The sequence below is a fragment of the Xanthomonas campestris pv. asclepiadis genome (assembly GCF_020784175.1).
GTDB lineage: Bacteria > Pseudomonadota > Gammaproteobacteria > Xanthomonadales > Xanthomonadaceae > Xanthomonas > Xanthomonas campestris_D.
The window spans coordinates 19,415-37,196 of record NZ_JAJGQM010000049.1 but is presented as its reverse complement, the minus strand read 5'-3'; the positions used below and the strand labels follow the sequence as shown (position 1 = coordinate 37,196).

The following is a 17,782-nucleotide window of genomic DNA, read 5'->3' as shown; positions in this document are numbered from 1 at the left end:
TCCAAAAATCCAAACGCGACTCTCCGGAACGACGCGATATCCCGCACTCTCAGGCCTCGTTGTTCAGACCTTCCCTAAGTATCTTCGATCGCTGGCGATTTGTGAATGGGGAAATCCTAGCCGCGATTACGGGATTACGCGACGGCAAGCGGACTCTACCTTTGCGCGGTTTCTAGTTTTATCCAGCAAGGACACAGGCGTATGAAATACACCCCCTAAAACAATGGCGTAAACGCACGTCCGCCGACGCAGTTGCTCTATCAAGTGCGCGACCGCTTGCGCGTTCGGCACTACAGCCTGCGCACCGAACAGGCGTGTCTCAGTTGGATACGGCGCTTCATCCTGGCCAGCGGCTCTCTCCCGCAACGTACTGCGTATCGATCGGCATCACGTGTCCGACAAAATCCCTAGTGCTCAATATCTTGAGTAGTGGCGTCACATTGAATAACCGTGCAGTCACGACGCCCAACGCCAGAAACAAAAAAACCGCGCAATGCGCGGTTTTTTCGTCACACCTTTTGCCAACCGATCAAGGACGACGCGCCAGCGCCTCCACGTCCTTGGCCTTGGGCAGCAGATCCTGCTTGGTCACCGCAAACGGTCCGATGCTCAGCATCGGCACTGCCACGATCACCGAGGAGATCACCACGATCACCGCGCCAATCATGTGCGTCTCGGCCAGGCCTTCCATCGACTCACCGCCGTAGATGTACAACGCCAGTGCCGACAGGAAGAACATCACCGCGGTGATCACCGTGCGCGACAGCGTCTGGTTGATCGAGCGGTTCAGCACTTCCAGCGGCTCCACCCGCAACGCGCGGAAGTTCTCGCGCACGCGGTCGAACACCACGATGATGTCGTTGATGGCAAAGCCCATCACCGACAACAGGCCGGCCAGCACGGTCAGGTCGAACTCGCGGCCGGTCAGCGACACGAAGGCCACCGTGACCAGCAGGTCGAACAAGGCGGTCAGGCTGGCAACCACCGCGAACTTCCACTCGAAGCGGAAGGCGATGTAGATCAGAAAGCCCACCAGCATGAACACCGTGGCGTACACGCCGTTCAAGGCCAGGTCCTTGCCGACCTGCGGGCCGACGAATTCGCCCGGCTGCACGGTGGCGGGGTTCTGCTCGGTGCTGACGGCCTTGCGCACTTCTTCGGCCACGCTGCTGGCGGCATCGTCGCGGTTGTTGTGCTGCTCGCGCGCCTGCAGGCGGATCATCACTTCGTTGCCGCCACGTGCGTTCTGCACCTGGGCGTTCTCGAAGCCGGCCTTGGACAGCTGCTCGCGCACCTGATCCACGTCCACGGTCTTCTGGAACGAGGTCTGCACCAGCGTGCCGCCGGTGAATTCCAGCGCGTAGTTGAAGCCCTTGCCGACGATGACGCCGACAGAGGCCACCGCGATCACCAGCATCAGGAGCAGCACCGGCTTGCGCAGGCGCATGAAGTCGATCTTGGTGTCGTTGGGAATGAGATGGAGCGGGAACAATTTCATGGAAAAGATCTTCCGTTTAGACGTTGCGCACCGTCAGGATGCGCAACGCTTGCGAAGGGATTCATCGCCCGCCCCTGCAGCGCGCTGCAGGGACAAGGCCGGGCTCGCATCTCAGATGGCGACGGTCTTCAGCTTCTTGCGGCGGCCGTAGATCAGCACCGCCAGCGCACGCGACACTGTGATCGCGGTGAACATCGAGGCGAAGATACCGATCATCATGGTCAGCGCGAAGCCCTTCAACGGGCCGGTGCCGAACGCGTACAAGGCCACCGCCACGATCAGGCCGGTGAGGTTGGCGTCCAGGATGGTGCCGCCGGCCTTTTCATAACCGGCCGCAATCGCCGATTTGGCCGGCACGCCCAGGCGCAGCTCCTCGCGGATACGCTCGTTGATCAGCACGTTGGCGTCCACCGACAGGCCCACCGACAAGGCCAAGCCGGCAAACCCCGGCAGCGTCATGGTGGCGCCGAACAGCGACATCACCGCCACCACGATCAGCAGGTTGAACAGCAGCGCCACCGAGGTGATCGCACCGAACACGCGGTAGTAGACGGTGAAGAACACCAGCGTGAACAGGAACGAGTAGATCACCGCAGTGACGCCGCGCTCCACGTTCTCCGCGCCCAGGCTCGGGCCGATCACGTATTCCTCGACGAAATCCATCGGTGCGGCCAGCGAACCGGATTTCAGCAGCTTGGCCAGGTTCTCCGCCTCCACCTTCTCCAGGCCGGTGGTCTGGAAGTTCTTGCCGAACACGCCGGCGATGCGGGTCGGCGACAGCGCCTCTTCCTTGACCCGCACGCTGCGCACTTCCTTGCCGTCGACCATGCTGACGGTGGGAATGCGCTCGATATAGACCACCGACATCAGCTTGCCGACGTTGGCGCTGGTGTAGTCCAGCATGCGCTGGCCGGCGACGTTGTTGAGCGTCACCGCCACCGCCGGCATGCCGTTCTGGTCGGTGCTGACGCTGGCGCTGACCATCTGGTCGCCGGTCACCAGCGCGCGCTTGTTGAGCAGCACCGGTGCGCCGGTATCGCGCACGCGGTAGACCTTGGCTTCCGGCGGGATGCTGCCGCTGCGCACCGCGTCTTCGGCATTGCCTTCGACCACCGCGCGGAATTCCAGCGAGGCAGTGGCGCCGATCAGGCGCTTGGCCTCGGCGGTGTCCTGCAGGCCGGGCAGTTCGACCACGATGCGGTCTTCGCCTTGGCGCTGGATGGTCGGTTCGGACACGCCCAGCGCGTTGACACGGTTACGCAAGGTGGTGAGGTTCTGCTCGATCGCGCCGCTGGCGATCTGCTTGAGTTCGGCCTCCGGCACCTTGACCGAGATGTTCTGGCCGCTAACGTCGTAGGTCAGCGTCGGCTGCGACTTAGCCAGCGCGGTGCGCGCGGCGTCGACGCTGGCGCCTTCGCTCAGGCTGACCTGGATGCTGTTGTCGCCACGGCGCTCGACCGAGCGATAGGCGATACGGCCATCGCGCAGCGTGGTGCGAATGTCTTCGGCAAAGCCGTCCAGGCGCTTTTCCAGCGCGGCCTTCTGGTCCACCTGCATGGCGAAGTGCACGCCGCCGACCAGGTCCAGGCCCAGCACCATCGGCCGGCCGCCCAGCTTGGCCAGCCAGTCCGGCACGGTCGAGGCCAGATTCAGCGCCACCGTGTAGTTCTCGCCCAGTTGCTGGCGCAGCACGTCGTTGGCGCGGGTCTGTGCCTGCAGGTTGGGCAGGCGCACCATCAGGCTGTCGCCTTCCCGGGTGACGGCCTTCGGCGTGATGCCGGCGGCCTTGAGGTCGGCGTCGATGCGGCTGCGCAAGGCGTCGTCGAGCTGGGCACCGCGGCTGGCGGTGATCTGCACGGACGGGTCCTTCTGGTAGATGTTGGGCAACGCGTACAACGCGCTGACCGCCAGCACCAGCAGGATCAGGAAATACTTCCAGCGAGGAAATTCGAGCATTGCGACAGTCCCGCGCGACACCATCCCGGCGGCGCGCCTAGCAGTGAGAACGACTTCAGGCGGCCAACACAACGTCGCCAGCGGTCGTCAGGTGGATGCGGCGGTGCCACGGAGCAGCGCGCTCAGCGCCGGTTCGCGGCACCGACTGCGCCCACCTGACAGTGGGCGCAGCGGGTTGGTTGCCGCTTAGTTGGCTGACTTCAGCGTGCCCTTGGGCAGCACGTGGCCCACGGCACTCTTCTGCACGCGGATGCGCACGTTGTCGGCCACTTCCACGGTGATGAAGTTGTCGCCGATATCGGTGATCACGCCCGCCACGCCGCCGGAGGTGATGACTTCGTCGCCACGCGCCAGCTTGTCCAGCAGCGACTTGTGCTCCTTCTGGCGCTTCATCTGCGGGCGGATCATCAGGAAGTACATGACCGCGATCAGGATGATCGGCAGCGCGAAGGTGGACAGGCTTCCCATCGGGCCGGGCGCCGGCGCGCCGCCAGTGGCCTGCGCCTGGGCGACGGGGATCAGGAAATCGAGCAGATTCATTCAATGCGTCCTAGTTTTGGTGCCAGCGCGCCAACCGGCCCGCTCGCTATTCAGGTACCGCCGGAGCGGAACAGCCGGGAATTATGCCATGCAGGTTCCAAACCGTCCGCGCGGGGCGCGGACGGCCGGTCTCAGCTGGTTTCCCCCGGCAACGGCGGCGTGGTGGCGCCGCGTGCCGCATAGAAGGACCGCCGGAACTGCGCAAAGGTTCCCGCCGCGATCGCCGCACGCAGGTCGGCCATCAACTTCTCGTAGTACCAGAGGTTGTGCAGGGTGCCCAGCATCGGCGCCAGCATCTCGTTGCAGCGGTCCAGATGGCGCAGGTAGGAGCGCGTGTAGCCGCTGCTGCAGGCATGGCAGCCGCAGCCCGGCTCGATGGTGTCCAGGTCGCGTTCGTACCTGGCGTTGCGGATGCGCACGGTGCCGAAGGAGGTGAAGTAATGCCCGTTGCGCGCATTGCGGGTCGGCATGACGCAGTCGAACATGTCCACGCCACGCGCCACGCCTTCGACCAGGTCCTCCGGCCGGCCCACGCCCATCAGATAGCGCGGGCGCTCGGCCGGCAGGCGCGGATGCAGGTGTTCCAGCATCGCGTTGCGCTCGTGCTCCGGCTCGCCCACCGCCAGCCCGCCGATGGCGTAGCCGTCGAACCCGATGCCCTGCAGCCCGTCCAGCGAGCGGCTGCGCAGGTCCGGATGCACCCCGCCCTGCACGATGCCGAACAGCGCCGCATCGTTGCCCAGCCCGTCATGCGCCTGCCGCGAGCGCTGCGCCCAGCGCAGGCTCAGTTCCATCGAGCGCCGCGCCACCTCTTCGGTGGCCGGGTACGGCGTGCATTCGTCGAAGATCATCACGATGTCCGAATCGAGCACCTTCTGGATCTGCATGCTCTCTTCCGGGCCCAGGAACACCCGCGCACCATCGGTCGGCGAGGCGAAGGTGACGCCCTGCTCGGTGATCTTGCGGCGATGCGCCAGCGAGAACACCTGGAACCCGCCCGAATCGGTGAGGATCGGCCCGTCCCAGCGCGCGAACCCGTGCAGCCCGCCGTGGTCGCCGATCACCTCCAGGCCCGGACGCAGATACAGGTGGAAGGTATTGCCCAGGATGATCTCCGCCCCCAGCGCGCGGATCTGCTCGGGCAGGATGCCCTTGACCGAGCCATAGGTGCCCACCGGCATGAATGCCGGCGTCTCGACGGTGCCACGCGGAAAGGTCAGGCGCCCACGGCGGGCATGGCCGTCGGTGGCTTGGAGCTGGAACTGGAGTCGGGACATTGAAAGGCCGGGATTGGAAATTGGGGATTCGGGATTGGCAAAAGCGAGAAGGCGGCGAGCGGAGTGCTGTTACGAATCCCCACTCCCGACTCCCCAATCCCTGCTCCACAGCAACATCGCATCGCCATACGAAAAGAAGCGATAGCGCTGTTCGATGGCGTGTTGATAGGCGGCGAAGATGCGCTCGCGGCCGGCGAAGGCCGAGACCATCATCAGCAGGGTGCTTTCGGGCAGATGGAAATTGGTGACCATCGCGTCGACGCTGCGGATGCGGTAGCCGGGCAGGATGAAGATCTGGGTTTCGCCGGCAAACGGCAGCAACTCGCCCTCGGGCGCGGCATCGGTGATGCGCCAGGCGCTCTCCAGCGAGCGCACCACCGTGGTTCCCACCGCGATGACGCGGCCGCCACGCGCACGCGTGCGCCGCACCTGCTCGACCAGCGCAGCGCCGACATTGAGCCATTCGGTATGCATCACGTGCTGATCGAGCGCGTCCACGCGCACCGGCTGGAAGGTACCGGCACCCACGTGCAGGGTGACATGGCCGAACTCCCCCCCGCGCTCGCGCAGCTGCGCCAGCAGCGCCTCGTCGAAATGCAGGCCGGCCGTGGGCGCGGCAACCGCGCCGACCTCGCGGGCGAACACGGTCTGGTAGCGCTCGCGGTCTTCCACACCCGGCTCGCGGCGGATGTACGGCGGCAGCGGCAGTTGCCCGGCTTCCAGCAGCCAGTGCTCCAGCGGTGTGGGGATCTCGAAGCGCAGCAGATAGAACTCGCCGTCGCGGCCCAGCACCTCGGCCTGGCCGCCGGCATCCAGCGCGATCAGGCTGCCGGCCTTGGGCGACTTGCTGGCGCCGATCTGCACCCGCGCCTCGCGCTCGCCGAGCAGGCGCTCGATCAGGATTTCCACCCGCCCGCCACTGGCCTTCTGCCCGAACAGGCGCGCCGGAATCACCCGGGTATCGTTGAAGATCAGCAGATCGCCCGGCTGCAGCAGCTCGGGCAGATCCCGCACCTGGCGGTCGACCAGCGCCTGCGGCGACGGCGGCACCACCAGCAAGCGGCTGGCCGCCCGCTCGGCCAACGGCGCCTGGGCAATCAGCTCGTCGGGCAGCGAATAGTTGAAATCGGACTTCTTCAAGGCCGCAGGATTGGATGGCTGAGGAGCCGCATATTGTAACTGCGGCCGGGATTGGAGATTCGGGATTGGGGATTCGCAGTGCGGCGGGGATTGGAGATTCGGGATTGGAGATTCGCAAGAGCAGGATCCGCGTACCGGAACGTTTGGGACGCAAACCGGCCCGCTGTTACGAATCCCTAATCCCCAATTTCCAATCCCGGCCTCTCACCGCTCAAACTTCGTTGACAAAATGATCGACGTCGTCGTGCGCTCCACGCCGTCGATCGCGCCGATGGCGTCGGTGAGCACGTCCATCTCGTTGACGCCGCCGACCACGCCCAGGGCGATCAGGTCGTAGGCGCCGCTGACCGAGTGCAGCAGGCGCACCTGCGGGATATCGCGCAGCGCCTTGACCACGGCCGGCATCTTCTTGGGCAGCACGGTGATCAGGATATGCGCGCGGATAAGGCCCTGTTCGTAGGCGTCGTGGGTGCGCACGGTATAGCCGCTGATCACGCCGTCGCGTTCGAGTTTTTCGATCCGGCTCTGCACGGTGGTGCGCGACAGCCCGAGCCGGCGCGCAATCTGCGCGGTGGAGGCGCGCGCGTCCTCGCGCAGCAGCGACAGCAGGCGTTCGTCGGAGGGAGTGATTTTCACTTTTGCCCAATTGGTTCGTCGATTCGACGAAAATACCCGACTTCCTGCCCGGATTCACGCTGCCAAACGCCGATCTTCTGCCGATAATAGGAAGGGAACGCCACCTTGCAGGAGATGCGCCATGTCCGTCCTCGCCCCGCTCGCCCCGCTGCGTGCCCACGCCGGCCGCCGCCTGACCGATGGCCTGGACGATGCCAGCATCGCGCGTCTGGCCGCCAACCACCCGGATCTTGCACGCGCCATCGACGCGGCGGCCGCCGAGTACGCGCTGGTGCGCGCCGAGGCCGCCGACCTGCTGGACCTGGACGAAGACGCACAGATCAGTGCGGTGCAGGACGGCTTCATCAACTTCTATGCCGACGATGCGGTAACCCCGTACGTGGCGCTGGCCGCGCGCGGCCCCTGGGTGATCACGCTCAAGGGCGCGGTGCTGTACGACGCCGGCGGCTACGGCATGCTCGGCTTCGGCCACACCCCCGCGCCGGTGCTCGAGGCGATGGCGCGTCCGCAGGTGATGGCCAATGTGATGACCCCCAGCCTGGCGCAGCGCCGGCTCGACCGCGCCTTGCGCGCCGAGATCGGCCATACCCGTGGCGGCTGTCCGTTCGCACGCTTCATGTGTCTCAACTCCGGTTCCGAAGCGGTCGGCCTGGCCGCGCGCATCGTCGATACCAACGCCAAGCTGCACACCGACCCGGGCGCGCGTCACGCCGGCGCCAGCATCAAGCGCGTGGTGGTCAAGGGCAGCTTCCATGGCCGTACCGACCGCCCCGGCCTGTATTCCGATTCCAGCCGCAAGACCTACACCAAGTATCTGGCCAGCTACCGCGACGAAGACTCGGTGATCGCGATCGCGCCGTACGACGTGGCGGCGCTGCAGCGCGCCTTCGACGAGGCCGCGCGCAATCACTGGTTCATCGAGGCGGTGTTCCTGGAGCCGGTGATGGGCGAAGGCGACCCGGGCCGCGCATTGCCGGCCGCGTTCTATGCCGCGGCGCGCGAACTGACCCGCCTGCATGGCAGCCTGCTGCTGGTGGATTCGATCCAGGCCGGCCTGCGCGCGCACGGCGTGCTGTCGGTGGTGGATTACCCCGGCTTCGAGCAGCTCGACCCGCCGGACCTGGAGACCTATTCCAAGGCGCTCAACGCCGCGCAGTACCCGCTGTCGGTGCTGGCAGTGACCGAACACGCCGCGCAGGTGTATCGCAAGGGCACCTACGGCAACACCATGACCACCAATCCGCGTGCGCTGGATGTCGCCTGCGCCACGCTGGCGTTGTTCACCCCGCAGGTGCGCGACAACATCCGCGCCCGCGGCGCGCAGGCGATCGCCAAGCTGCAGTCACTGCAGTCCGAGCTGGGCGGTTTGATCACCAAGGTGCAGGGCACCGGGCTGCTGTTCTCCTGCGAGCTGGCGCCGCAATTCAAGTGCTACGGCGCTGGCTCCACCGAAGAGTGGCTGCGCCATCGCGGCGTCAACGTGATCCATGGCGGCGAGAATTCGCTGCGCTTCACCCCGCACTTTGCGATGGACGAAGACGAGCTGGATCTGCTGGTTGGATTGATCGCGCGTGCGCTGAAGGAAGGTCCGCGCCAAGCCCAGGCCGAGGCAGCCTGAGAGCCACTGCCGGAAGTGACGAGCAGTCGTCCGGGGGGAGCGGACGGCGCGTAGGATCTTCGGTATCCGGGCGGTACACGCTGATTCCGCACACCGGCCGCGCTCACCGGTCGATGAGAGCAACGGTTTTATAAGCCGCTCACATTCAAGGCGACCCATGCAGTCCCTGCGCGCCTGCCAGACAGGCGCGACCGCTCCAGGGGATCTACCGCGCGCCATCGGCGTTGCGCGCGGCAGGGTTGCCGCTCGCCCCGATCAGATCGGCACGGCGCTCAGCTTGCGACGCAGGTAATTGGTCACTGCCCGGCGTGGCGACTTGCCGCGCCAGGACGCCCAGCACAGATGCGAGCCCACCGCGACCGTGCCGCCACGATGGCCGAGGCCGAACCAGGTGCGATCCGGATGGAACGCATCGCGCGCCGGGAACACGATGCCGGCAAACTCGCCGGCGTGCGCGTTGTAGAAACGCGTCAATCCGCGCGGACCGGAAATCATCGGAATCTGCCGATGGTCTTCCAGCGTCTCAGGCGCATGCGTGGCGAAGATGTGCTCGATGAAGGCGCGCCAGAACGGATGTCCCGCCTCAGAGCCGAACACCGCATTGCCGATCTTGAACTGCTCGTTGCCGGGCGCGCCTTCTTCGATCGGCAGCACGCATTGCTGTGCCAGCATGTCCGCGCCAAGCGTGCGCAGCAGCTTGTAGTCGGTGTCGAAATAGAACCCGCCATAGGTATGCATGTAGGCGCAGCGAGCGATATCGGCCTTCATCACACCGAAGCGGATCGCTTCATAGCGGTCGGCGAATTCCGGAAACGCGCGCCGCATCAGTGCGGAGTTGTCGGCGTCGTCCCAGACATGGCAGGTCCAGCCCGGCAGCAGCCGCTGCAGACGGGCCTGGATTTTGCGCTCTTCCCAAAGCAGGTGCTTGGTCGGCGCAGTGAGATGGAACACGTGGGGAATCATGGGGGCTTCTCGGGGCTGGGGGAGCCAGACTCTCCATCGCAGCACCGCATCGAAGCCGGCTACCCGGATGGAGATCCGGTCAGCCATAACAGTAGTCTCATTATTAGTGTGACGTAATTAACAATTTTAAATGGTTACGCTTGCCCGCCATTCGCAAAATCAATGCAGAACCGAAGTTTGCTCACACAGTCGTCATCCGGCGCAGCAAACCCCGCCGACCGCTGCGGTTCTGTGACACCCCTGTTACTCCCAACACCGGTCTGCACGTCCCTTCAGGGTTGCGCTACGCGGGCAATCGCGCGGCGCAATGCGTCCGGCTTCCTGCTCCACCAGTCGCTTGCCGCCATCGCTGTCGCGCTCCAGCTCGAATGCATCGTAGAGACGCCCGGTGGCGGTGCGCGACTCGTAATGCAAGGTGTGGTTGTCGATGCGAAGCACCTGGTAGAGCTGGGTGTCTTCGCCGACCGGACGCATGGTCTTGCGCGCCATGTCCGAGAGCCGGTACTGCTTGGGCCCGGCCACCGAGACCACGAACACCGGCGTGGCCTGCCCAGCCGCATCGCCGCGCCTGCCGTAGGTGTGGTCGTGGCCCTGCAGCACCAGATCGACCTTGTGGCGGCGGATCACCGGCAGCACCTGCTCCACCAGCTTCTCGTTCTCGCGATCGGCGCGCGGAGAAAAGAACGGCTGGTGGATCAGCACGATCGACCACGGGTGCGGGTTGTCGGCCAGTACGGTGTCCAGCCACTGCGCCTGTGCCGGGCCGGTGCCCAGATCCAGTACAGAGGTGCCATCGAGCACGGCGATGCGCACGCCCTGATAGTCGAACCAGTAGCTGGTGCGTGCGGTGGCCGACGGCCCGTTACGCGGCAGGGCGAAGGTCACCGGCCAATGGGTGCCAAGCGTGCGCGTGGCCTGCGGGGTGCCCTCGCCTTCTTCGTGATACTCGTGATTGCCCGGCGCCGGTGCCACGGCGGTGCCTTCCAGTAACCAGCGCCCGGCGTCGAACCACTCGGCCCATTCGTTGTCGTCCTGGCCGTCCTTGCCGCTGACCAGGTCGCCGGCGAACAGGGCCAGCCTGGCGTCCGGCGCCGAGCGCCAGGCCTGGCGGATCACCCGCGAGACCAGGCTGAGGTTCTTGTTCTGGGTGTCGCCGAAATACAGCAGCGTCAGCGGCGTATCCGCTGTGGCGGCAGTGCGGAAATGATTCCATGCGCCCCAGGTGTGGTTGCCCTGCACACGGTAGGCATACAGCGTGTCCGGCGTCAGCCCGTCGATATCGGCGCGGTGGTGATGCGAGCTGCCGTTTTCGCTGGTCAACGTGGCGGTGCTGGCGCGGATGCGGCGCGGTGTGCCCACATCGGGCGAGTCGCCGGCGACCACCAGTTCCAGCCACGGCTGGTCGACGCTGGCATCGGTACGCCAGGCCACCGCGAAACCGGACGCCGCCGCCTGCGCGGGCGTGGCGACGATGCGGTCCGGGAAGCCGTCGGCCACATAGTGGGTGGAGCCGGCCGGCACCTGGGTGTTGGTTTCGGCCGCGCGCTCGGCGGCGAACGATTGCGTGCCCGCCATCGCCACCAGCAACAGCGCGCAAGACAGCGCCGCACGTGCGGCGATCATGGCGCGCATTCTTTCAAACGCAGCGTGCGCGCGACATCGCGCCAGTCGAAGGCCGCCACCGCCTGGTCGTCGTGCAGGGCGTAGAACACCCCGCCCGGGAAGCGCGCATCGCCACGTTGATCCAGCCACACGCCGTCGGTATTGGCGGTCACCCGGCCGGCGAAGGCGCCGACATGCGCCAGGCTCTGGCGATCGAACACCTGGAACACACTGCGGTCCTTGAACTGATCGGTGGCGATCCAGTAACCGCTACCGTCCTTGCATGCAAACAGCGTCATGCCTTCTGCCTGCGCCTTGAATAAACCGGTACCCACATTGCGCCCGCGATAGCGCCCGTCCATGCCGTATTCGCGCAACTGCGTGCCCACTGCGACGTCTTCTTCGGCAATCATCAGGCGCGCATGCGCTTCGTCGCCGAACACCGACTCGGCGATCCGTACCGCGCCTGCATCGGTGGTATCGCCGAAGCTCTGCGTCAAACGCGCTTGCCAGCCCTGCCCTGCGTTGTCCACTTGATAGCGACGGAAACGCTGACCGAGTTCGGCCAGCGGCGGCGGCTGGTCCTTGTTGGCCGGCGACATGTAGTTGTCACTGACCACCACCTCGTAGCCGCCGTCGTGCTTGCGCACCCACAGGCCGTAGGGCTCGCGCAGTTCGTCCTGGCCGAAGCTGGTCAACGGCTTGAAATCCGGCAGCGAGAACACCTGCACGCGGCGATTGTCGCGCTCGACCACGAACACCAGATCGTCGACGACCGAAATCCCGTTTGGCCGATCCAGCTTGCCCAGGGCCTTGCCCTTGCCGCCGACCACGCGCAGACGCTTGCCGCTATCGCCATCGAACACCACCAGCGCATGCGTGGCCTTGGCGGTGGCGATCAACCAGCGACTGCCATCGGGCGCACTCCAGCTGGCCGGCGAATCCAGGTTGTCGGCCGGCGTCAGCGCGGTGATGAAGGCTTCCGGCACCACTTCGTGCGCCACCTTGGCCTCGCTGAGCAAGGGGTCCTTCAACAGCGCCTCGTCGGCTTCGCGGTCGGCCGGTGCGCTGGCGCAGGCGGTCAGCGCCAGCGCGCCGGCGAGCAGTGTGGTATGCAGCAGCGTGCGTGTTGCGGTCACAGTGCCACCTTCAGGCCGAGCGCATAGGTGCGGCCGTATTCTTCGTTCTGCAGCGTGCGCGAGGGCACGCCCTGGTACAGCTCCAGTGGCTCGTCCAGCAGGTTCTGCGCTTCCAGATACAGGCTGACATGGCTGTTGAATTGGTAGTTCATGCTGAAATCCAGCTGGGTGTGCGGGGCGACGTAGATATCGTATGCGCGGCTTTGGCCAATGGTGTCCAGGTATTCGCTGCGGTACACCGCCGCAACCCGTGCACTGAAGCCATATTTTTCGTAGCCCAGGTGGCCGCTGTAGATGCGCTTGGACGAGCGCGGCAAGGTGAAGTCCTCGCCGGCGCGATCGCTCAGGCCGGGATCGAAGTCGCTGTCCAGCACGGTGGCGCTGGCGCCGACCAACAGGCCGTTCCAGCCTTCGGGCAGGAAGTCCAGGGCCTGCTGCCAATTGAATTCGGCGCCGCGCACTTTGGCGGTGTCGCCGTTGATCGAGCGCGTGACCTGCAGGTCGGGGAACTCGGCATCGTTGGTGCTGATGGTCTGCACGATGTAGTCGTCGATCGACTTGTTGAACACACCCAGCGAGATCAGGCCGGTGCTGCCGATGTACTTTTCGAACGACAGATCCAGATTCTTTGAGCGATACGGATCGAGATCGGGGTTGCCGACGTTTACCTCGTTGTCGCCGCGATTGATGCTCACGCGCGGGGAGACGTCGCCGAACGCAGGCCGCGACAAGGTCTTGTTGGCTGCAAACCGCAGCACCCAGTCGTTGCCGGTGTCGTAACGCAGATGCAGGCCAGGCAGCACGTTGGTGTAGCTGCTGGAGGCTTCGCGCGGCGTCACCGTGGCGGTGCGGCCGTTCTCGGCCACGTCGACCTGGTTGCCGGTGGCATTGAACTGGGTGTTCTCCACGCGCACGCCGGCGATCATGCGCAGCGCCCCGATGTCCCAGGTGCCCATCGCATAAGTGGCGAACACGTCTTCTGTAGCGGTGTAGTCGTCCTGCAGCGAGACCTGCTGGTTGCCGCCCACATCCTGCGGACGTGCGCTATACAGAGTGCCGGAAGTGTTCCAGTAACGGCGCATGCCGTCCGAGCCGATGCTTTCGCCCAGGGTGCCGCCACGGTGTTCCGGTGCGGCGGTGGTCCAGTCGCTCAGATCGATCGCCGGACCGCGACGCAGCTCGCTTTCGTCCACATTGACATCGCGCTCGCGCCAGCGGCCGAGCACACCCATCTTCAGGCTGGAATGCTCGCCGTCGAAGCGCACGTTGATCTGCGCGCTGCGCTCGCTGTCGTCCACCCGCTTGGGCGCAAGCACGAAGCGGTCGAATACGAAATCGTCGTTGCTCTGCCAGCCGTTGTCGGAAAAGCCAAGGCGCGGAATGCCGCTGTTCTGGTCGACCGTGGCCGACAGATCTTCGCCGGCATAGTTGAAGCGCGCTTCCATCTCGTCGTTCACGCGCTCGGTGGTCTTGGTGTAACCCAGCTTGTAGTCCACCGTGGCCGCGCTCAGACGGTTTTCACCGCCCACGCTCAAGGCCATGGTGTCTTCCTTCTTGGTGCGATAGCGCACGCGCTTGGAGATGGAATCGGCCGGCAGGTCGGCCACGGCGTAGGTGCCGTCGCCATTGGCGCTGACCTGCCCATCGGCCAGGCCGAAGATGGTGCGCTGGCGCGTTTCGGCATCGTCGAAACGGCTGTACAGCGTGCGCAGGTAGTAGCGGTTGTCCGCGTCCGGGCGCCAGTCCAGGTTGAGGTTGGCGCCCATGCGGGTACGCTCGATGAAGTATTTGCGGCGCTGCACTTCACCGGCGAACAGATCGTCGGCCGCACCGCCGTCGAAACTGTCGTAGGCCACTTCGGTGTTGTCGGATTCGAATTCGCGGTCCTGGTAGTTCACGCCCACTGCGACGCCGAAGGTGCCGTCGAAGATGTCGCTGTAGTTGAACGCGCCCTTCGGGCTGGTCTTGCCCGACAGCGACTGGTGGCTGCCTTCGATCGAGCCGCGCAGCGTGCGGCCATCGCGATCGAACGCGGAGGTGGACTCGACCTGGATCGCACCACCGATGGAATCGCCCGGCATGTCCGGGGTCGGCGACTTGACCACCTTCAGGCGCTCGGTCGAGTCGGAGGGAATCACGTCCAGCGGTGCCGAGCGCGTGCCGTCTTCCGGCGTGCCCATGGTCATGCCGTCGATGGTGACGCTGTTGAGCGCCGAATCCAGGCCGCGGATCACCACGAAGCGGCCCTCGCCCTGATCGCGGGTGACGCTGACGCCGGGCAGGCGCTGCAAGGATTCTGCAACATTCTTGTCGGGGTAGCGGCCCATCGCATCAGAGGCCACCGCATCCTGGATCGCATCGGAACCCCGCTTGAGATCGACCGCGCGCACTTGCGATTCCACCTGCGGGCGCACTTCCAGGCGCTCCAGATCGATGGCTGCCGCACCGGAGGCGCCGGTTGCCGCTGCCGCACCCTCGGCCGCCTGCGCAAGCGGGCTCCACGTGGCCGCCGCCAACGTTAGCGTGATCGCCAGGCACAGCGGAGTCTTGTTCAACACGGGTGCTTCCCCAATCGGTTAAGAATGGGTGGGCACACTATGTCTACGACGTTTCACTGACATGACATCTGCAAGCACGATCACGCCCAATGTGTGGCGACGCTGCCGCTGGCTACGGCACACTGTGTGTCTCTCCCGCCTGTCGCTGCCCATGAAAATCGTCGAAGTCCGTCACCCCCTCGTCCAGCACAAGATCGGCCTGCTGCGCGATGCCGCCTTGAGCACCAAGGGCTTCCGCGAACTGGTCACCGAGCTGGGCACCCTGCTGGCCTACGAGGCCACCGCCAATCTGGACACCGAATCGCACGTGCAACCCGGCTGGGCCGGCCCGGTGACCGTGCAGCGGATTGCCGGCGCGAAAATCACCCTGGTACCGATCCTGCGTGCAGGCCTGGGCATGTTGCCCGGCGTGCTGGCGCTGATTCCGGCTGCGCGTGTGAGCGTGGTCGGGCTGCAGCGCGACGAAGAAACCCTGCAGCCGGTGCCCTACTTCGAACGCCTCACCGGCCGCCTGGAAGAGCGCGACGCATTGATCCTGGACCCGATGCTGGCCACCGGCGGCACGCTGATCGCCACCATCGACATGCTCAAGCGCGCCGGCGCGCGGCGGATCAAGGGCATTTTCCTGGTCGCCGCACCGGAAGGCCTCAAAGCACTGGAAGCCGTGCATCCGGACGTGGAGGTCTACACCGCCGCGATCGACGACCACCTCAACGACAAGGGCTACATCCTGCCCGGCCTGGGCGATGCCGGCGACCGGATCTTCGGCACGCGGGTGGAGTGAGCTGCGGTGGCTTGAAGCCCCTCTGCCTGCGGGGCGAGAAGACTCCGCTTGCGCGCCATTGGCGCGCGTGCCTTGAAGCGCCCGCGCCGCAAGCGCGGGCCGGGGGCGCGCAGTGGGGATTGGGGTGAAGGTCCGTCGAGCGAAGCAGTCGGTGAGTCACTTCTGACGGCGCGTGGCGACGCGTTTGTCATTGCCGGCATTGGTAGCTCCCCTGAGGCGCACCCTCATCCGGCGCTACGCGCCACCTTCTCCCGATGGGAGAAGGGTAGCGGCCGCGGCATCGCGTTGAAAAACCGCCCGCCTCAGCGCGTGGACGCCTCGATCGCAGCACTCACATACACCAGCGGCGCATTCCAGTTGATCGCCACTTCATTGCTGGCATAACTGCAGGCGTTATCCAGATACGACAACGCCGGCAGTTTTGAGGGGTACGCCACCTTGCAGTCCTTGGCGTCCTGCTGGCCCGGTTGCGGGCCGCCAGCCAGCCAGCCCGGCACCGGCGCGTCGATGCCATCGGCTTCGGAAGGGCGATGGTGGATATGCAGCGGGCTGCGCAACCCTACCCCGGTAACGAACGACAACCCGAGCGGATTGCGCCCCAGGATGTAATCCAGCTGCGACTGCGCGGCATCCAGAAATGGCCGCTGCTGGGTCAGCCGATAGCCCTGCATCAGCATCATTGCGCGGTTAAGCACCACCGCATTGCTGCCCCACACAAAATCGGTGTCGGTCATCGCCAGACGCCAGGGTGAGGACTGCCATTCATCGGCAAGACGCTGCGCCAGACCGGTGATCTCACGCGCGATGCGTGCACGGTCGGCATGCGGGGTGAGCCGGTCGCGATGCTCGGCCAGCGACATCCACGCCAGTCCGCCGACATTGCTCCAGCCCGGCACGCTGGCCGGCACATTGCGCGCGATCATCGCATCATAGAAGCCGTCCTCGCGCGTGGTCACATACAACTCCGCCGCAGCCCAGGCGAATTCATCGCCCACCTGCGCATCGTCGTAGCCGCCGGTGCGCACGTCATCGGGCTGGCGATAGATCACATCCGGATGCTGCTGCGCCCACGCCCAGGCGCTGCGCGCAGCCTTCAACATGCGTGCCGACGCGCCCGGATACTGCGTGTCGAACGGTGCGTAGACGCGGCTGGCGGCAGCCATCACCGCGGCAAAATCCAGTGTGGCCGCAGTGGCCTTCATGACCACATAGCGTTGTTGCTTGGCCTGCTCGGGCATCACCAGCCCATCGAACTGCTTGTCGGTGAGCTTGTGGTACACGCCGCCATCGGCCGGGTCCTGCATGGCCAGCATCCATTCCAGGTTCCACCAGGTCTCCTGCAGGATGCCGGGCACGCCGGGGGCGTCGTCGGGGATGGTCAGCGGCTGCGCCTTGAACAGCGCCGGATACTGCTCGTAGGCCGCCAGCAAGGTGTAGGTGCTGATGCCGGAGTTGACGATGTATTTGTTGTAGTCACCGGCGTCGTACCAGCCCTTGGGCGCACGGATCACGCTGTCGGCCGGGCGCGTGGCAGACGCAGCAGAAGGATGGATGCGCACATCGGTGTCCGGATGTCCGGCCGCACGCGCATAGCGCCCGGCGAACTGCGCCGGCAGCGCGGTGCTGGCGCGATTGAAGTAGAACGCCTTGAGCGAGGCATCCACGACGGGCTGGTAGGCAGCGGCCGCAATCGGGAATGGATCCGACGCCGGCAAACCGGCGATCTTCACCCGATACGTCCCCGGGGCGCGCAGCGCGGAAAAGTCGGCCACGCGTGCCTGTTGCCCCGCTGGTGCCCAGGTGGCCGCCGGCGACAAGCGGCCCTCCAGCACGCGGCGGCCGTTGGCATCCTCGACCGTGAAGCGGTCTGCCGCAGCCGCAGCGGATGGCGGCAAGCCGACCACCGCCAGCTTGGCCGACGCCGGCAGATAACCGAGTTGATTGACGTGGATCGCGGCGCCGGCAGCCGCCGTGCTGCCGGCAGTGCCGGTCGTATCGGCCGCGCAGGCGGCGATGGGCGATGCGATCACCATGGCGGTGAGCAGGGTCTGCAAAATGGTCATGCCGCGAT

At 65.7% G+C, this 17,782-nt stretch carries 13 protein-coding genes; 2 read left to right on the top strand and 11 right to left on the bottom strand.

The window, feature by feature from the left end:
• Positions 1 to 529 precede the first annotated feature (529 nt).
• The 6 genes from secF to LL972_RS17900 form a co-directional block, all read right to left on the bottom strand.
• Entirely contained in the window at positions 530 to 1,498 is a 969-nt protein-coding gene (gene secF, locus LL972_RS17925) for a protein translocase subunit SecF (RefSeq protein WP_228328742.1), read from the bottom strand.
• A 111-nt stretch (positions 1,499 to 1,609) separates the two neighbouring features.
• The gene (gene secD / locus LL972_RS17920; protein ID WP_039516458.1) at positions 1,610 to 3,454 is read right to left on the bottom strand and encodes a protein translocase subunit SecD; all 1,845 of its coding nucleotides are present in this window, start codon (positions 3,452 to 3,454) and stop codon (positions 1,610 to 1,612) included.
• Between the two features lie 186 nt (positions 3,455 to 3,640).
• Positions 3,641 to 3,994, bottom strand: a complete 354-nt coding sequence (gene yajC / locus LL972_RS17915; protein WP_104533651.1) for a preprotein translocase subunit YajC — start codon at positions 3,992 to 3,994, stop codon at positions 3,641 to 3,643.
• Between the two features lie 131 nt (positions 3,995 to 4,125).
• Positions 4,126 to 5,271: a tRNA guanosine(34) transglycosylase Tgt gene (gene tgt / locus LL972_RS17910; RefSeq protein ID WP_119128602.1), complete on the bottom strand. Its 1,146-nt coding sequence runs from the start codon at positions 5,269 to 5,271 to the stop codon at positions 4,126 to 4,128.
• A 69-nt stretch (positions 5,272 to 5,340) separates the two neighbouring features.
• Entirely contained in the window at positions 5,341 to 6,411 is a 1,071-nt protein-coding gene (gene queA / locus LL972_RS17905) for a tRNA preQ1(34) S-adenosylmethionine ribosyltransferase-isomerase QueA (protein ID WP_228328741.1), read from the bottom strand.
• A 204-nt stretch (positions 6,412 to 6,615) separates the two neighbouring features.
• A complete protein-coding gene (locus LL972_RS17900) occupies positions 6,616 to 7,047 on the bottom strand; it encodes an Lrp/AsnC family transcriptional regulator (RefSeq protein WP_228328740.1) in 432 nt (143 codons plus the stop codon).
• Positions 7,048 to 7,168: 121 nt separating this feature from the next.
• On the opposite strand from LL972_RS17900, the gene LL972_RS17895 reads away from it, so the two are divergent.
• A complete protein-coding gene (locus tag LL972_RS17895) occupies positions 7,169 to 8,665 on the top strand; it encodes an aminotransferase class III-fold pyridoxal phosphate-dependent enzyme (RefSeq protein WP_228328739.1) in 1,497 nt (498 codons plus the stop codon).
• 255 nt (positions 8,666 to 8,920) lie between these two features.
• Here the strand turns inward: LL972_RS17895 and LL972_RS17890 are convergent, their stop codons facing one another.
• The 4 genes from LL972_RS17890 to LL972_RS17875 form a co-directional block, all read right to left on the bottom strand.
• Positions 8,921 to 9,628 carry a glycosyltransferase family 32 protein gene (locus LL972_RS17890; protein WP_228328738.1) on the bottom strand — a complete coding sequence of 236 codons (708 nt, stop codon included), beginning with the start codon at positions 9,626 to 9,628 and terminating at the stop codon, positions 8,921 to 8,923.
• 243 nt (positions 9,629 to 9,871) lie between these two features.
• Positions 9,872 to 11,203 (bottom strand): metallophosphoesterase, encoded by a 1,332-nt coding sequence (locus LL972_RS17885; RefSeq protein WP_429002187.1) that lies wholly within the window; start codon positions 11,201 to 11,203, stop codon positions 9,872 to 9,874.
• Between the two features lie 44 nt (positions 11,204 to 11,247).
• Positions 11,248 to 12,369: a phytase gene (locus tag LL972_RS17880; protein ID WP_228328736.1), complete on the bottom strand. Its 1,122-nt coding sequence runs from the start codon at positions 12,367 to 12,369 to the stop codon at positions 11,248 to 11,250.
• Complete coding sequence (locus LL972_RS17875) at positions 12,366 to 14,927, bottom strand: TonB-dependent receptor (protein ID WP_228328735.1); 2,562 nt, start codon at positions 14,925 to 14,927, stop codon at positions 12,366 to 12,368. Before LL972_RS17875 ends, LL972_RS17880 begins: the two co-directional genes overlap by 4 nt.
• 151 nt (positions 14,928 to 15,078) lie before the next feature.
• Between LL972_RS17875 and upp the strand changes: the two genes are divergently transcribed.
• The gene (upp, locus tag LL972_RS17870; RefSeq protein ID WP_024940024.1) at positions 15,079 to 15,711 is read left to right on the top strand and encodes a uracil phosphoribosyltransferase; all 633 of its coding nucleotides are present in this window, start codon (positions 15,079 to 15,081) and stop codon (positions 15,709 to 15,711) included.
• A 302-nt stretch (positions 15,712 to 16,013) separates the two neighbouring features.
• Here the strand turns inward: upp and LL972_RS17865 are convergent, their stop codons facing one another.
• Entirely contained in the window at positions 16,014 to 17,774 is a 1,761-nt protein-coding gene (locus LL972_RS17865) for a glycoside hydrolase family 9 protein (protein WP_228328734.1), read from the bottom strand.
• Positions 17,775 to 17,782: the final 8 nt, after the last annotated feature.

Coding starts and splice junctions, on each gene's coding strand:
- secF (WP_228328742.1), bottom strand. CDS start 1,498: ATGAAATTGTTCCCGCTCCATCTCATTCCCAACGACACCAAGATCGAC.
- secD (WP_039516458.1), bottom strand. CDS start 3,454: ATGCTCGAATTTCCTCGCTGGAAGTATTTCCTGATCCTGCTGGTGCTG.
- yajC (WP_104533651.1), bottom strand. CDS start 3,994: ATGAATCTGCTCGATTTCCTGATCCCCGTCGCCCAGGCGCAGGCCACT.
- tgt (WP_119128602.1), bottom strand. CDS start 5,271: ATGTCCCGACTCCAGTTCCAGCTCCAAGCCACCGACGGCCATGCCCGC.
- LL972_RS17895 (WP_228328739.1), top strand. CDS start 7,169: ATGTCCGTCCTCGCCCCGCTCGCCCCGCTGCGTGCCCACGCCGGCCGC.
- LL972_RS17890 (WP_228328738.1), bottom strand. CDS start 9,628: ATGATTCCCCACGTGTTCCATCTCACTGCGCCGACCAAGCACCTGCTT.
- LL972_RS17885 (WP_429002187.1), bottom strand. CDS start 11,203: ATGGCGGGCACGCAATCGTTCGCCGCCGAGCGCGCGGCCGAAACCAAC.
- upp (WP_024940024.1), top strand. CDS start 15,079: ATGAAAATCGTCGAAGTCCGTCACCCCCTCGTCCAGCACAAGATCGGC.
- LL972_RS17865 (WP_228328734.1), bottom strand. CDS start 17,774: ATGACCATTTTGCAGACCCTGCTCACCGCCATGGTGATCGCATCGCCC.